Source organism: Nocardia sp. CDC153, assembly GCF_035818515.1.
Classification (GTDB): Bacteria; Actinomycetota; Actinomycetes; order Mycobacteriales; family Mycobacteriaceae; genus Nocardia.
The window spans coordinates 367,527-382,127 of the sequence record NZ_JAYKYU010000004.1 but is presented as its reverse complement, the minus strand read 5'-3'; the positions used below and the strand labels follow the sequence as shown (position 1 = coordinate 382,127).

The window sequence follows — 14,601 nt, the reverse complement described above, 5'->3', positions numbered from 1 at the left end:
ATGACTGCCGGAACTTCTGTTCGCCCGAACACTCCCGAGAACCTCCCCGAGTCCGACGGCGCAGGCGGGCTGCGGCCCGGCACGGCGCTACTACCCGAATTGGTCCAGCACCTGCGGCAGAACCGAACGGCCCTGCGGGAGAAGTGGGCGCGGCGGATCACCGACGCCCGGCTACTGACGGCCATGTCCTCGGAGGAGATTTTCTCCGAGGCCACCACCGTCTACGACAACTATGTCGAGGTGCTGGAGACCGGTAGTGTGGAGGCGCTGCAAAACTATGCGCGCAATCTCTCCGAACGCATCATTCCGCGCGGCGTGGAAACCGACGAAGTGCTCGGTATCGTCCTCCTCCTGCGAGACGTCCTCGCCCGCAGCCTTTTCGAGAAATATCAATCCGACTTCGATTTGCTGAACCGGATTCTCGACGCCTACGAGCCCGCGGCGAACCGCATTGCCAATACCGTGGGCGTCAGCTTCGTCGAGGAGCGCGAGCGCATCATCCGCCAGCAGCAGGAGGCGATCCGCGAGCTCTCCACGCCGGTGCTGCAGGTGCGTGAGCAACTGCTGATCCTGCCGATCATCGGCGTGCTCGACGGCCAGCGCGCCCGCCAGCTCACCGAACAGCTGCTCAGCGCCATTCGCGGCAATCGCGCCAAGGTGGTGGTCATCGATATCACCGGTGTGCCGACCATCGACTCCACGGTCGCCAATCACCTGGTCCAGACCGTCGACGCGTCGGGCCTCATGGGTGCGAGCGTGATCATTACCGGACTGTCCTCGGAGATCGCGCTGACCCTGGTCGCGATCGGCCTGGATCTGTCCAAGATGAATGCCGTCGGCGACCTACAGGGCGGCATCGAAGAGGCCGAGCGACTTCTCGGCTACGAGGTGACGCGCACCACCGACGCCGTCTAGCCCGGCCACCCTGTCCCACACCCGTCTGACCAGTGTCGTTGCCGGAGCGTACGAATATCTGGACTATCGAAGGGGACCGGCTCGCGTCGGTCGAGAAGTGTTGGGGCAGGGTGGCCGCCGGTGCGCTTGTGGCGAAACTCAGTGGGCCACCATGTGTGTCGCGCTTGCGCCCGGTGTTGGGCCGGACACACGGTGAGAAGGTCGCGTCGCCTCGTGAGCGAATACACAGCAACCGCTGTGCGGGTATGAATTCCCGGTTCGCTCCGCGCCCGACACCGAGCCAGTTTGGTTTTCGGCACGGAAGGATCGCAGGCGATGACGGACCTCATGATCGACCCCGCGGCGGCGCGCACGCAGTTCGCCCGCTCCACCCCCCAACCCGCACCGGCCCCTCGGCAACTGTCGGCGGCGGCCGCGATGTGGCAGGAGGCCAAGACCGTTCTGGTCACCCGGGCCGTCGGGCCGCGACAGCTGGTGACCGTGCCGCGCCTGGTGGTGCCGATCGGCGACAACGGGATCGCCTTCCGGACCTCCTCCTACTCCGCCGAATCCGAGCAGCTCGCCCATGACGGGCGGGTGCTGGTGCAGCCCGGGGACTGGCGGGGCAATCCCGTCGTCGGGTCGCGGCAGCTACAGGGGCAGGCGCGGCTGATCAGCGCCGGCACCCTGGTGCCGCGGGTGCAGGCCGAGATCGAGGCCAAGTACCGGTGGCGGATGTCGTTCGCCAAGATGGCGCATCGCATGGCCAACGGGTCGGCCCCGTACGGCAATCTCGTCGTGCTGGTGACGGTGTTCGAGCCCGGTCCGCTCGCGCTGCCGTATTAGCGTTGCGGCGGTACCGGTTTCACCACCGACCACTGGGTGACCGGGAGCTGCGGACGGAAGGCGGTGAATCCGCCCAGCGGCTCGGCGCGATAGATCTGGAAGCGGCGCAGCACACCGCCGTGGCGTTCGGCCAGAGTCAGCAGCAGCGCATCGGATTCGGCGGTGACCGCGCTGGCGACCAGACGGCCGCCGGGGCGCAGTCGCTGCCAGCAGGCGTCGAACATGCCCTCCTGGGTGAGGCCGCCGCCGATGAAAATGGCGTCGGGCGTAGGTGTTTCCGCGAACGACTCGGGCGCTGGACCCCGCACCTCGACCCGCGGGACGCCCAGGCTCGTGGCGTTCTCGGCAATCTGCTTGCGGCGGGACTCGATTCGCTCGAAGGCGATGGCGCGGCAGGCGGGGTTCGTGCGGCACCATTCGATGGCGATGGTGCCCGAACCACCGCCGACATCCCACAGCAGCTCCCCCGGCGCGGGTGCGAGCGCGGACAGGGTGAGTGCGCGGACCTCGGACTTGGTGAGCTGGCCGTCGCCGCCGTACGCCTCGTCGGGTAGGCCCGGAATCCGGGTGAGCCGCAGGGCTTGTGGATCGGCGGCGCAGTCGAGGGCGACGATGTTCAGGGCGTCGCCGAGGGGGTGGTCCCACCGCGCGGCGATGCCGGTCAGCAGGCGTTCGTCCGGCCCGCCCAGTTGCTCCAGGACGGTCAGTGTCGACCCGCCGAAGCCATTGCGCGCCAACAGGTTCGCCAGCTGCCCGGGCGTGCCCTCGTCGGAGCTGAGCACGAGAACCCTACGACCGTCCGACACTTCCGGGAGCACCGTCTCCACGGGTCGTCCGACGGCGCTCACGACCGGTGTCTCATGCAGCGCCCACCCCAGCCGCGCGCACGCCAGCGATACCGACGAAGGCTGGGGAAACACGCGCAATGCCTGCGCCCCAACCAGTTTCGTCAGTGTCGTGCCGATGCCGAAGAACATGGGATCGCCGCTGGCCAGCACGCCGAGTCGGCGCCCGGCATAGCGTTCGAGCAGCCCCGGGAGTGCGGGCACCAGCGGCGACGGCCACGACACCCGCTCGGCGTCCGTCTCGCCCTCGGGAATCAGCGCCAATTGCCGCGCGGAACCGAGCAATACCTCGCACGCCGCGATCTCCCGGCGGGCCGGACCGCCGAGCCCGTCCCAGCCGTCGGCCCCGATCCCGATCACCGGAATCGGGGTCGACGGCAGCGGAGTGTCGCTCATCGGGGCATCCGACGCCACAGCGAGTACGGCACGTAGCGCATGGCCAGGAACATCAGGCGAATCCGGCGCGGCACGGCCACATCCCGCACCCGCCGGTACAGTCCGGCCACCACCGCGTCGGCCACCTGATCCGGGGTGCTGGCCAACGGTGCCGGTTCCATTCCGGCCGTCATCCGCCCGATCACGAAACCCGATCGCACCATGAGCAGATGAACTCCGCTGCCGTGCAAGGCCATCTGCAATCCGGTCGCGAATCCATCGAGGCCGGTCTTGGCCGACCCGTACACGTAGTTCGCGCGCCGCACCCGGACACCGGCGATCGAGCTGAACACCACGATCTGTCCGTCGCCCTGGGCGCGCAGCAGATTCGCCAGCGCGGTCAGCACGCTCACCTGGGCGACGAAGTCGGTCGTCACGATCTCGACCGCGTGCGCCGGATCCGCCTCCGCCCGCGCCTGATCGCCCAGAATCCCGAACGCCACCACCGCGACCCCGATGCGGCCGTGCTCGGCGACGATCTTCTCCAGCAGCGGCTGATGGCTCGCCATATCGTCGGCGTCGAACTCCACGCAGTGCACCGCCGCCGCCTCGGCGATCAGCAGCTCGCGCGTCTGCTCCTGTAACTGGTCGCTGCGGCGCGCGGCCAGAATCACCACCCGGCCGGGCGACAGCCGCCGCGCCACTTCCAATCCGATCTCACTGCGCCCACCCAGCACCAGCACGACGCCCTTGTCGACGTCCCGCGATCCGAAACCCATGGCGGACAGTTTGCCACCACGGCACTGCCGTCCGGTGCGCCCGAGTCCGGATTGCTAGCGTCGAATCATGACCAGCACCGCCGCACGCCCCGAACTCTCGCCCGCCGCCGCCGACTTCGTCACCGAGCGACACCTGGCCACCCTCACCACCCTGCGCGCCAATGGCACCCCGCACGTGGTCGCGGTCGGGTTCACCTGGGATCCGGAGGCCGGGATCGCCCGCATCATCACCAACAACGGCTCGGTGAAGGTCAACAACGTGCGCCGCTCGGGATACGCGGCGGTCAGCCAGGTCGACGGGCCGCGCTGGATCACCCTCGAAGGCCCCGCCACCATCCTCGAGGACGCCGACTCCGTTGCCGACGCCGTCGATCGCTACGCGGCCCGCTACCGCCAGCCGCGCGAGAACCCGACCCGGGTCGTCATCGCGATCAAGGTCGAACGCGTGTTGGCCAGCAGCGTCTTCAAGGCCAACACACCGGCCGTCGGCCACTGACCTCCGCCCACCGCGAGCGCCGACATCGCCGGGGTTCGCGACAGCACTCGGTCGAGACCGATTACTTTGCGGCGCACGGGTCGTCCCTTTTCTCGAACGCGCACGAGAGAGGGTTGATCCATGTCCACGCTTCGAGAAGTGTTGCAGGCCCACGTCGATGATGGCGGCGTCCCGGGCGCGGTGGGGCTGATCGCCCGCGGCGACCGGATCGAAACCGCCGCCGTCGGTCTCGCTCACGCCGAGGGCACGACGCCCATGACGAGGGATTCGATATTCCGCTGGGCTTCCATCACCAAACCGCTGACCGCCGCGGCCGTGCTGATGCTCGCCGAGGACGGGGTGTTCGGTCTGCACGATCCCGTCGGCCCCTGGCTGCCCGAACTCGCGCACCCGATGGTGGTGCGCACCCCGGACAGCCCGATCGACGAGGTGGTGCCCGCGCATCGCCCGATCACGGTCTTCGACCTGCTCAGCTCCCAAGCCGGCTACGGCTGGGCCTCCGACCTCTCACTTCCCGCCATCCAGGCGCTGTTCGGCGTGCAGCCCGACGGCCGCGAACCACGCAATTACCCACCCATGGACGACTGGCTCAGGGCGCTCGCGCAGGTCCCGATGCTCGCCCAGCCCGGCACCGCGTGGCTCTACGACACCTGCTCGATCCTGCAAGGGGCACTCGTCACCCGCGCGTCCGGGCGCTCGCTCCCCGACTTCATCGCCGAGCGAATCCTCGAACCACTCGGCATGTCGGACACCGGCTTCACTGTCCCGGAACCCAAACGCGACCGCTTGACCTCGTACTACCGCCGAGGCGAGACCGGCCTCGAACTCGCCGACGGCCCGGACGGACAGTGGACCACCCCGCCGCCGTTCCCGCTCGGCAACGGCGGCCTCGCGGGCACCGCCGACGACTGGCTGCGCTTCGGCCGCATGCTGCTGGCCGACGGCGTCACCCCGGACGGGCGAAAACTCCTGTCCGCCAACTCCGTCCGCCTCATGACCACCGACCACACCACCCCGGCCCTGCGCACCCACGGCGATCTGTTCCTCGAGGGCCAGGGTTGGGGCTTCGGTTCAGCGATCGACATCGCCCCCATCGACCCCTGGAACGTTCCAGGCCGCTACGGCTGGGTCGGCGGCTCCGGCACCTCCGCCCACCTCATCCCGTCAACGGGGACCGTCGCCATCCTGCTGACCCAGGTCGGCATGGACAGCCCCGTCCCCGACTCGACCATGCGCGACTTCTGGCGCTACACAGCGGCTTTCGATGCCAGCGCCTGAAGTCGCGCGCGGTCCTCGAGCGGGTGACGGTCAGCCCAGGCGGGTCAGGCCGTGGGGCCGCTTGTTCATAGACTCGCAGCCGTCCTCGGTGACGATGACGATGTCCTCGATGCGGGCACCCCAGCTGCCGGGGAAGTAGATGCCCGGCTCGATGCTGAAGGCCATGCCCGGCTCGAGGACCAGGTCGTTGCCCGCGACGATGTAGGGCTCCTCGTGGACCGACAGGCCGATGCCGTGGCCGGTGCGGTGGACGAAGTAGTCGCCCAGACCGGCGGCAACCAACACGTCGCGGGCGGCGGCGTCGATGGATTCGGCGGTCGCGCCGGGGCGGACCGCGGCGACGGCCGCGGCCTGGGCCTTTTCGAGTTCGGCGAACTGGGCGGCGATCTCCTCGTCGGGCTCGCCGAGGACGTAGGTGCGGGTGGAGTCGGAGAAGTAGCCGGGCTCGACCGGGCCGCCGATATCGATGACCACCACGTCACCGGCCTCGATGACACGCTCGGAGACCAGGTGGTGCGGGTCCGCGCCGTGCGGGCCGCTGCCCACGATGACGAAATCGGCCTCGGTGTGGCCCTCCTCGACGATGGCGGCCGCGATATCCGCGCCCACCTCGGCCTCGGTGCGGCCGGGGCGCAGGAACTCGCCCATGCGGGCGTGCACGCGGTCGATGGCCGCGCCCGCGCGGCGCAGCGCCTCGATCTCGCTGGGGTCCTTCACCATTCGCAGCTCGCGCAGCAGCGGCGTGGCCGAAACCGGCAGCGAGCCAAGCTGATCGGCGATGGGCAGCAGGTGCAGCGCGGGCATCACATCGGTGACCGCCACGCGCGCACCGGCATTGAGCACACCCTTGACGATGCGGTACGGATCCACCCCGTCCACCCAGTCGATGACCTGTAGCCCGAGCTCCCCGGCCGCCGACCCCTTCAACGAGGCCAACTCCAGTTTCGGAATCACCACCGACGGCGTCTCACCACTGGCCGGGATCACCAAACACGTCAGCCGTTCGAACGACTGCGCCCGCGACCCCAATAAAAACCGCAGGTCAGGCCCCGGTGTAATCAACAGCGCGTCCAAGTGGGCAGCGCGGGTCAACTCCGCCGCCCGCTCCAACCGCGCCCCGTAGACCTCCGCCGCGAACCGTGACTCGTCATGAGAGCTCATGGCATCCGACGCTACTCCCCGACCCCCGCCACCCTCCAGCCACCAATGAACTTCGCACCCCCGATGACACGCGATTCCTCCCCACCACGTGTCGACCCCACTGCGGCCCACCACCTTTCAACCAGCACCGATACGAACTGTGGCCTTCACCGCACCAGCGCGATCGAGCGGCCCCTCCCCCCGCAACCGCACGGAAGGCAACGACCCGCTCGCTATGCGCCGGGTTGTCGGGCGGTGCCGGTAGGGTCGGGGGCTATGAGCAACCCTGCCGCCGGTCCGTTGTTGCTGCTCGATGGGGCGAGTTTGTGGTTTCGGGCGTTTTATGCGATCCCGGAGAAGATAACCGCACCGGATGGGCGGCCGGTGAACGCGTTGCGGGGGTTCACCGATATGGTTGCGGCGCTGGTCAAGCAGCATGCGCCGAGTCGGTTGGTGGTGTGTCTGGACCTGGATTGGCGGCCGCAGTATCGGGTGGATCTGGTGCCCTCGTACAAGGCGCACCGGGTGGCCGAGGAGGGCGGGGTGTCGGCCGACGGAGTGGAACTCGAAGAGGTGCCGGATACCTTGACGCCGCAGGTCGACATGATCATGGAGGTATTGGAGGCGGCGGGGATCGCGACGGCGGGGGCCGAGGGGCTCGAGGCCGATGATGTGATCGGAACGCTCGCGACGCGGGAGAGCGTCGATGAGGTGATCGTCGTCAGCGGTGACCGGGACCTACTGCAACTCGTGCGCGATACGCCCGCTCCGCCGGTACGCGTCTTCTACGTGGGGCGCGGACTGGCCAAGGCCGAGCTGTGGGGTCCGGCCGAGGTATCGGCGAAATACGGTGTGCCGGAGCAGAACGCGGGCCCGGCCTACGCCGATATGGCCACCCTGCGGGGTGACGCCTCCGACGGTCTGCCCGGGGTTGCGGGAATCGGCGACAAGTCCGCGGCCCAACTCATCTCCAAATACGGTTCGGTCGAGGCACTTCGGGCGGCCGCGGCCGACCCGGACTCCGACCTCGCCAAGGGCGTGCGCGCCAAACTCATTGCCGCCGACGACTATCTGAAGGCCGCGGCCCCGGTGGTCCGGGTGGTGCGCGACGCCAAGGTCGACTACTCCGGCCCGGACCTGCTCCCCCACACCCCCGCCGATCCGGATCGCCTGGCGCAGTTGGCCGTTGCCTACAACGCCGAGAGCCCGGTAAAGCGCCTCATCACCGCCATGGCCAAACGCTGATCAGTGCCCCCGGACGCTGGTCAGTGCCGCAGCGGCCCGACCGGCCAGGTCTCGGGCCGACCATTCAGATCGCTGATGGCCGCCTCCTTCAGCTTGCTCAACGTGATGTGCGTGGCGGCGGTGGCCAACCGCCCCGGCGCGGTCAGCGCGGCGATGCCATGGGCCAGGTTTCGGGATTCCCGTTGAGGTCGGTGATCACGGCTTCGCCGAAGTAGTCGCCGGGCTCGGAGACCTTGCGCAGCGTGACGTGGGTCGGCTGGTGGACCTCATGTCCCCCGGCACAATTGGGCTGGCACACGACACGGTATTCGGTGCCGTCGCCTTCTGCGGTCGTCGGCCCCCAACTGGTCCAGGTGATGTCCTTGACCGTGACGGTGCCGTCACCGCAGGCGATCAGCATTCGCGACGGCTCGACCACCGCCTGAAATGTCGTGCAGTCGATCGCGACCGGCGTCGACGACCCGTCCGCGCCGGCGACCGGTGCCAACAACACCACGCCAAGCGCCACCGACGCCGCCGTCACGCCTCGACCAACCACCTGCAACGCACTCATGTATCGGCCCCCCGATTCGTAGTCGAAAATGAACTGTCGCCCACTGTACCCCGCACCTCAGCGAGCCAACCCGTCGCAAACAGAAGGGCCCGAATGCGATCCCGCGATCACATCCGGACCCACCATGAAAGTCGAGAAACTCGCTCCGATCAGCTGGGACGACCCACCTCGTAGGTGCCGTCGTCCTTGGTGATCTTGATGGTGACCTTCTTGTTCTCGCCACCGACCTTGAGCGTGCAGTCGAAGGTCTTGTCCACCTGGACCTTCTCACCCGACGGGCAGCTCACGTCCTGCACATCGTCGATGCCGTAGGAGTCCTTGAGCACCTTCTGCACCCCGGTCTGGACCGCCTTGTTGTCGAGCTGGTCCTTGCTCAATAGCCAGGCCAGCCCGCCTCCGACCACGACCAGCACCAGCACGACTGCGGCCACGATCCCGATGATCAGACCGGTCTTCTTCTTACCGCCGGACGGCGGCTGCGGCTGCGGCTGCGGCCACTGCTGACCGGACTGCTGGCTCCAATCCGGTTGTCCCGGCTGACCCTGCTGCGGCCACTGCGGCTGCGACTGACCCCACTGCTGCACGGGCTGCTGCGGCTGGCTCTGCCCCCACTGCTGCACCGGCTGCTGCGGCTGCGACTGACCCCAGGGCTGCTGGGTCGGCTGTTGCGGCTGGCTCTGCGCCCACTGCTGCTGCGGTTGCTGCTGCGACGGGTCGCCCCACTGCGTGGTCGGCTGGGCGGGCTGCTGGCCGCCCCATTGCTGAGTCGGTCCGGCGCCGGGCGCGGGCTGCTGCCCGCCCCACTGCTGCGTCGGATCGTTGCCTCCCCCGGCAGGGGCGTCATTCGGTCCGTACGGGCCGCTCATGTGCTTGCCTCCACTCGCAATTCGTTGTACTCACGCTAGCCCCCCGAGCGGGAACACGCTCGTGTTCGCGCTGCGGTCGGTACATCCCAAGAATCAAAGCACAGTCGTTTCTACTACGCCGCGTCCACGGCCACGACACCCCGGCGGATGGCCCGCACCGCCTTGCTCGCGGTGGCCGCCACCTCGACATCGTCGGCGGTGCTGTGAATCTGGTCCAGCAGGTCGATGACCTGGCGACACCAGCGCACGAAATCACCGGCGGAGAGCGGATTTCCGCGATCTCCGGAGGCGAGCAGGGCATCGGCGAGATCATCGCCGCGAGCCCAGGTGTAGACGCCGGTGACGAAACCGAGGTCGGGTTCGCGGGTGGGCTGCAGCCGATGCCGGGCCTCGTCGGCGCGCAGCTGCGACCACACGCCGATGGTGGCGTCCACGGCTCGCCGAATCGGGGCGGTCGGCCCGGAGGCACCGAGGTAGCCGCCCTCCTGCCGGGACTCGTAGACCAGGATCGACACTACCGCGGCCAGCTCGGCCGGGCCGAGCCCGCGCCACAGCCCCTGCCGAAGCGCTTCGGCCACAACCAGATCCGCCTCGGCGTAGATGCGGGCCAGGCGGCGACCGTCCTGGGTGACCTCCCCGTCCTCGACGTAGCCGCGTTCCTCGAGCAGCCCGATGATCCGGTCGAAGGTGCGCGCGAGGGAGTTGGTGGTGGCCGCCACCTGCTGACGCAGATGCTCGGTCTCGCGTTCGACCCGGTTGTAGCGTTCGCCGATGCGCGCCAACTGCTCTCGATCCGGGCGCGCGTGTGCCGGGTGATTGCGCAGCGCCCGCCGCAAAGTTTGCAGCTCGCGATCGTCGGCGGCCTTGGACTTGCCGCCCTGGCGGCCGCGCCGGGGCATGGTGATGCCGGTGCTGCGCAGCGCCGAGGCCAGATCGCGGCGCACCCGCGCGGTGCGGTGATCCACATGCTTGGGCAGCCGCAGCCGACCCAGCGATTCGGCCGGGGTCGGGAAGTCGGCGGCCGAGATGCGCCCGGCCCACTTGTCTTCGGTGAGCACCAGCGGTCGCGGATCCCCCGGTGTCGCATCGGGTTCCAGGATGACCGCGAGACCCTGGCGGCGTCCGGACGGAATCGCCACCACATCGCCGCGTCGCAACGAAGTCAACGCCGTGACCGCGGCCTGCCGCCGGTCGGTGCGACCCTGCCGTTCGATGTGGCGTTCGCGTTCCCGAATCCGTTCGCGCAGTTGGATGTACTCGAAGAAGCTCTCGTCGCCGAGCTGCGAGCGCAGCTTGCGCAGCTGGGCCTCGTTGCGTTCGATGCCGCGCACCAATCCCACGACCGACCGGTCGGCCTGGAACTGGGCGAAGGACCGCTCGAGCAGCGCCCGCGACTCCACCGCGCCCATCCGATCGACCAGATTGATCGACATGTTGTAGCCCGGCCGGAACGACGACCGCAGCGGATAGGTCCGCGTGGAAGCCAGACCCGCGACCGCCGAGGTGTCGACCTCCGGCTGCCACAGCACCACCGCGTGCCCCTCGACATCGATGCCGCGCCGCCCCGCGCGCCCGGTGAGCTGCGTGTACTCCCCCGGCGTCAGCTCGGCGTGACTCTCGCCATTGAACTTGACGAGGCGTTCGAGCACGACGGTGCGCGCGGGCATATTGATGCCCAGAGCCAGTGTCTCCGTGGCGAACACGGCCCGCACCAGCCCGCGCACGAACAGCTCCTCGACCGTGTGCCGGAAGGCGGGCAGCATGCCGGCGTGGTGCGCGGCGAAGCCGCGGTGCAGCGCCTCGCGCCACTCCCAGTACCCGAGCACCTCGAGGTCGCTGCGCGGCAGATCCCCGGTGTGCTTCTCGATAATGGCGTCGATCTGCTCGCGGTCGTCCTCGCGCGAGAGATCCAGGCGCGAGCGCACGCATTGGGCCAGGGCCCCATCGCATCCGGCGCGGCTGAAGATGAAGGTGATCGCGGGTAGCAGCCCCTCGTCATCGAGTTTGGCGATGACCTCCGGCCGCGGCATGGGCCGGAACGAACGCCGCGGCCCGCCGCGCCCGCGGCCCGGAACGGCCCAATTGTCCATCCGGTCGGTGGCTTCGCGGTGTTTGATGTAGCGCTGCAGATCCTCGTCCACGATCACCTTGGCATCGCTGGAGCGAGAGTCGAACAGGTCGAACATGCGACGGCCGACCATGACGTGCTGCCACAGCGGCACCGGCCGCGTCTCGTCCACGATGACCGCGGTATCACCGCGCACGGTCTCCATCCACGCGCCGAATTCCTCGGCATTGGACACCGTCGCCGACAGGCTCACCAGCCGCACCTCCGGCGGCAGATGCAGGATGACTTCCTCCCACACCGCGCCGCGGAACCGGTCGGCCAGATAGTGCACCTCGTCCATGACGACGTACGAAAGCCCGCGCAGCGCATCCGAACTCGCGTAGAGCATGTTGCGCAGCACCTCGGTGGTCATCACCACCACCGAGGCGTCCGGGTTGATGGACTGGTCGCCGGTCAGCAAGCCGACCTCGTCGCGACCGTAACGTTCGGTGAGATCGGCGAACTTCTGATTCGACAGCGCCTTGATCGGCGTCGTGTAGAAGCACTTGCCACCCGAGGCCAGCGCCAGGTGGACGGCGAATTCGCCCACCACGGTCTTGCCCGCGCCGGTGGGCGCGCAGACGAGCACGCTGTGCCCGCCCTCGAGCGCCTCACACGACTGCCGTTGGAACGGGTCGAGCTGGAATTTCAGTTCGGCGGCGAATGCCGCCAGTTCGCCAGTAAGCGACCTTGAGATCACTTGTCAGAGCGTATCGGAGTAATCCGACACGTCTCTCGTTGTTTTCTGCAGCGGTGTGGCGGCGACCGGTTCGGCCGCCGGGACCGGGGTCGCCGCGTCGACGCCGCCGACCGAGGTGTCGAGCGGGGAGGCCTGGTCGTCGGCGAGGTTGTCCCAGTTCTCGGCATTGCGGGCGCGACGCTTGTCGTTGAAGCGCGCCACCTGCACCGCGATCTCGAACAGCAGGGTCAGCGCGAGCGCCAGCGACAGCATGGAGATCGGGTCCTGCGGGGTCACGATGGCCGCGAACACGAACAGGCCGAAGATCAGCCCGCGCCGCCATTTGGTGAGCCGCTGGTAGGTCAGAACTCCCAGGAAGTTCAAACCCACGATGAGCAACGGTGTTTCGAAGCTCACGCCGAAGATCACCAGCAGCTTGATGATGAAGCTGAAGTACTGCGCACCCGAGAGCGCGGTGATCTGCACATTGTTGCCGATGGTCATCAGGAAGCTGAGCGCGTGGGCGACAACCCAGTACGCCAGCACCGCGCCGGTGATGAACAGCGCCGCGCCCGCCGCCACGAAGGAGATCGCGTACTTGCGTTCCTTGGCGTAGAGGCCGGGGGTGATGAACGCCCACAGCTGGTAGAGCCAGAACGGGCTGGCCGCCACCACACCCGCGGTGGTGCCGACCTTCAACCGCAGGGTGAACTGCTCGAAAGGCGCGGTCGCCAACAGTCGGCAGGCGCCGTCGGCACTGAGATTCGCGCGCGAGGAGGCGGGCAGATCACAGTAGGGGCCGCGCAGGATCTCGCCCAGGCTCTCGATCCCGAACAGGGAATGCGAGTACCAGAAGAAACCGAACAGGGTGCCGACCGCGATCCACGCCAACGCGATCAGCAGTCGCCGGCGCAGCTCCGAAAGGTGCTCCACCAGCGACATGGTGCCGTCGGGGTTGGTGCGGCGCTTGCTGCGCCGGGGATCGAACGGGATGCGCATACGCATGTGTGTCTGACTGCCTCCGCCTTGCGGCCAACAAACCGGAGCCTCGCGGCAACCCGGACCCGGACAACGACTTACCCGGGATGAGATTCACTCATCCCGGACAAAACGTGGCCTCAGGCCTTCTGCTGGTCGTTCGGCTGCGGCGCGGGCGGCTGCACCGGCTGGGCCGGGGGCAGCTGAGCCGGGGGCGTGACCGGCTGCGCGGGCTGCGCCTGCGCCTCGGGAGCGGCCTCGCCCGTCTTGCCCTCGGCCTGCATCTGGCTGACCTCGGTCTTGAAAATGCGCATCGAGCGGCCCAGGCTGCGGGCGGCATCCGGCATGCGCTTCGAACCGAAGAACAGCAAGAAGATCAGCACGACGATCAGCAAGTGCCACGGGCTGATGGCGCCTGTCATTCCATTACCTCCAAAGAATTGGTGAGTCCGATGCTACCGGACCCGCATATGGCGAACCTTGTTGTCAACCCTTGTTCGCCGCGCCGTCACGCGCGGCCCGCACGAGTTGTTCCAGCAATTCCGGGCCCGACCAGGTGCGCCGGTCGCCGTTCTCCGCAGCAGTCACGAGGTCGATCAGCTTCTGGTTCACCGGCGTTGGTATTCCTACCATGGCCCCGAGGCTCACGATTTCTCCGCACAGCCAAGGGATTTCGGTTTTGCGCCCGGCGGCCAGGTCATCGGCCATGGACGAGCGGGCCACCGGATCCACGGCCAGCACCTTGGCGGCAACCCGGCGGAAGACACCGTCGGGGACGGTGAGCAGGCGGGCCATCGCCTCCGGGGGCAGCGGGGTGAGTCGGGCCGGGCGAATGCGGGCCGCGGCCATGGCCGCGAGGGCCTCGCGCTGGGCCAGCGACAGACAGCGGCGATAGTCGCGGGTGCCCAGCTCCTCGCGCAGTGGGCGGCCCGACAGCGCGTTGACGGGGTTGTTCAGATTGAGCAGCAGCTTGGCCCACTGGATGGGCAGCAGGTCCGAGTGGCGTTTGAAGCCCAGACCGGACTTGCCGAAGATCGGGGCGAACCGGCCGAGCACCAGGTCGTCGGCGATATCGACCGTGCCCGCGGTGCCGCGGTGGAAGCGGCCCTGGCCGTGGTGCACGACATTGAACATGACCATGCCCGCGAGCACCACGCAGGCGGGCAGGATCTCGCGGATGACCGCGTCGTTGCCGATGCCGTTCTGCAGGCTGACGACCACGGTCCCCGGCTTCACCAGATTGGCCAGCTCGGCCGCGGCGGTGGCCGTGTCCGCGGATTTCACGGTGACGAGTACCAGGTCGGTGTCGCCGGTCGGTTCGGTCGCGGTGTGGAAGGCGTCCGGTTCGACGCGCACGGTATCGCCGTCGAGATCGGTGAGCCGCAGCCCGAACGTGCGCAGTTCGTCGAGAACGCGCGGGCGTCCCACGAACGTGACCTCCGCCCCCGCCGCGGCCAGCCTGCCGCCGACATAGCATCCGATGCTGCCCGCTCCCAGCACCGTCACTCGCGGTGTTGATT

The 14,601-nt window shown here is 68.5% G+C and carries 14 protein-coding genes; 5 read left to right on the top strand and 9 right to left on the bottom strand.

Annotated elements, in window-relative coordinates; genetic code table 11:
- Positions 1-915 carry an STAS domain-containing protein gene (locus VMT65_RS24245; RefSeq protein ID WP_326310688.1) on the top strand — a complete coding sequence of 305 codons (915 nt, stop codon included), beginning with the start codon at positions 1-3 and terminating at the stop codon, positions 913-915.
- A 315-nt stretch (positions 916-1,230) separates the two neighbouring features.
- Complete coding sequence (locus VMT65_RS24240) at positions 1,231-1,740, top strand: hypothetical protein (protein WP_326310687.1); 510 nt, start codon at positions 1,231-1,233, stop codon at positions 1,738-1,740.
- Here VMT65_RS24240 and cbiE read toward each other — a convergent pair.
- Together cbiE and VMT65_RS24230 are read right to left on the bottom strand one after the other, a co-directional pair.
- Positions 1,737-2,981, bottom strand: coding sequence for a precorrin-6y C5,15-methyltransferase (decarboxylating) subunit CbiE (cbiE, locus tag VMT65_RS24235; protein ID WP_326310686.1), 1,245 nt, complete (start codon positions 2,979-2,981; stop codon positions 1,737-1,739). The genes VMT65_RS24240 and cbiE overlap by 4 nt on opposite strands.
- Positions 2,978-3,739, bottom strand: coding sequence for an SDR family NAD(P)-dependent oxidoreductase (locus VMT65_RS24230; RefSeq protein ID WP_326310685.1), 762 nt, complete (start codon positions 3,737-3,739; stop codon positions 2,978-2,980). Before VMT65_RS24230 ends, cbiE begins: the two co-directional genes overlap by 4 nt.
- Before the next feature lie 67 nt (positions 3,740-3,806).
- Between VMT65_RS24230 and VMT65_RS24225 the strand changes: the two genes are divergently transcribed.
- Positions 3,807-4,235, top strand: a complete 429-nt coding sequence (locus VMT65_RS24225) for a PPOX class F420-dependent oxidoreductase (protein WP_326310684.1) — start codon at positions 3,807-3,809, stop codon at positions 4,233-4,235.
- Positions 4,236-4,355: 120 nt separating this feature from the next.
- The gene (locus VMT65_RS24220) at positions 4,356-5,513 is read left to right on the top strand and encodes a serine hydrolase domain-containing protein (protein WP_326310683.1); all 1,158 of its coding nucleotides are present in this window, start codon (positions 4,356-4,358) and stop codon (positions 5,511-5,513) included.
- A gap of 30 nt (positions 5,514-5,543) precedes the next feature.
- On the opposite strand, the gene VMT65_RS24215 is transcribed toward VMT65_RS24220, so the two are convergent.
- Positions 5,544-6,674 carry a M24 family metallopeptidase gene (locus tag VMT65_RS24215; RefSeq protein WP_326310682.1) on the bottom strand — a complete coding sequence of 377 codons (1,131 nt, stop codon included), beginning with the start codon at positions 6,672-6,674 and terminating at the stop codon, positions 5,544-5,546.
- A 255-nt stretch (positions 6,675-6,929) separates the two neighbouring features.
- On the opposite strand from VMT65_RS24215, the gene VMT65_RS24210 reads away from it, so the two are divergent.
- Positions 6,930-7,898 carry a 5'-3' exonuclease gene (locus tag VMT65_RS24210; RefSeq protein ID WP_326310681.1) on the top strand — a complete coding sequence of 323 codons (969 nt, stop codon included), beginning with the start codon at positions 6,930-6,932 and terminating at the stop codon, positions 7,896-7,898.
- A 142-nt stretch (positions 7,899-8,040) separates the two neighbouring features.
- Here VMT65_RS24210 and VMT65_RS24205 read toward each other — a convergent pair whose 3' ends face one another.
- From VMT65_RS24205 to VMT65_RS24180, 6 genes are all read right to left on the bottom strand, one after another.
- Positions 8,041-8,421, bottom strand: a complete 381-nt coding sequence (locus tag VMT65_RS24205) for a hypothetical protein (RefSeq protein WP_326310680.1) — start codon at positions 8,419-8,421, stop codon at positions 8,041-8,043.
- Positions 8,422-8,600: 179 nt separating this feature from the next.
- Complete coding sequence (locus VMT65_RS24200) at positions 8,601-9,317, bottom strand: DUF4333 domain-containing protein (protein ID WP_326310679.1); 717 nt, start codon at positions 9,315-9,317, stop codon at positions 8,601-8,603.
- 113 nt (positions 9,318-9,430) lie between these two features.
- A complete protein-coding gene (locus tag VMT65_RS24195) occupies positions 9,431-12,124 on the bottom strand; it encodes a DEAD/DEAH box helicase (protein ID WP_326310678.1) in 2,694 nt (897 codons plus the stop codon).
- Positions 12,125-12,127: 3 nt separating this feature from the next.
- Positions 12,128-13,102 carry a twin-arginine translocase subunit TatC gene (tatC, locus tag VMT65_RS24190; protein ID WP_326311183.1) on the bottom strand — a complete coding sequence of 325 codons (975 nt, stop codon included), beginning with the start codon at positions 13,100-13,102 and terminating at the stop codon, positions 12,128-12,130.
- A gap of 119 nt (positions 13,103-13,221) precedes the next feature.
- Positions 13,222-13,503 (bottom strand): Sec-independent protein translocase subunit TatA, encoded by a 282-nt coding sequence (gene tatA / locus VMT65_RS24185; RefSeq protein WP_326310677.1) that lies wholly within the window; start codon positions 13,501-13,503, stop codon positions 13,222-13,224.
- A 64-nt stretch (positions 13,504-13,567) separates the two neighbouring features.
- Positions 13,568-14,587, bottom strand: coding sequence for a 2-dehydropantoate 2-reductase (locus VMT65_RS24180; protein ID WP_326310676.1), 1,020 nt, complete (start codon positions 14,585-14,587; stop codon positions 13,568-13,570).
- Positions 14,588-14,601: the final 14 nt, after the last annotated feature.

Coding starts and splice junctions, on each gene's coding strand:
- VMT65_RS24245 (WP_326310688.1), top strand. CDS start 1: ATGACTGCCGGAACTTCTGTTCGCCCGAACACTCCCGAGAACCTCCCC.
- VMT65_RS24240 (WP_326310687.1), top strand. CDS start 1,231: ATGACGGACCTCATGATCGACCCCGCGGCGGCGCGCACGCAGTTCGCC.
- cbiE (WP_326310686.1), bottom strand. CDS start 2,981: ATGAGCGACACTCCGCTGCCGTCGACCCCGATTCCGGTGATCGGGATC.
- VMT65_RS24230 (WP_326310685.1), bottom strand. CDS start 3,739: ATGGGTTTCGGATCGCGGGACGTCGACAAGGGCGTCGTGCTGGTGCTG.
- VMT65_RS24225 (WP_326310684.1), top strand. CDS start 3,807: ATGACCAGCACCGCCGCACGCCCCGAACTCTCGCCCGCCGCCGCCGAC.
- VMT65_RS24220 (WP_326310683.1), top strand. CDS start 4,356: ATGTCCACGCTTCGAGAAGTGTTGCAGGCCCACGTCGATGATGGCGGC.
- VMT65_RS24215 (WP_326310682.1), bottom strand. CDS start 6,674: ATGAGCTCTCATGACGAGTCACGGTTCGCGGCGGAGGTCTACGGGGCG.
- VMT65_RS24210 (WP_326310681.1), top strand. CDS start 6,930: ATGAGCAACCCTGCCGCCGGTCCGTTGTTGCTGCTCGATGGGGCGAGT.
- VMT65_RS24200 (WP_326310679.1), bottom strand. CDS start 9,317: ATGAGCGGCCCGTACGGACCGAATGACGCCCCTGCCGGGGGAGGCAAC.
- tatC (WP_326311183.1), bottom strand. CDS start 13,102: ATGCGCATCCCGTTCGATCCCCGGCGCAGCAAGCGCCGCACCAACCCC.
- tatA (WP_326310677.1), bottom strand. CDS start 13,503: ATGACAGGCGCCATCAGCCCGTGGCACTTGCTGATCGTCGTGCTGATC.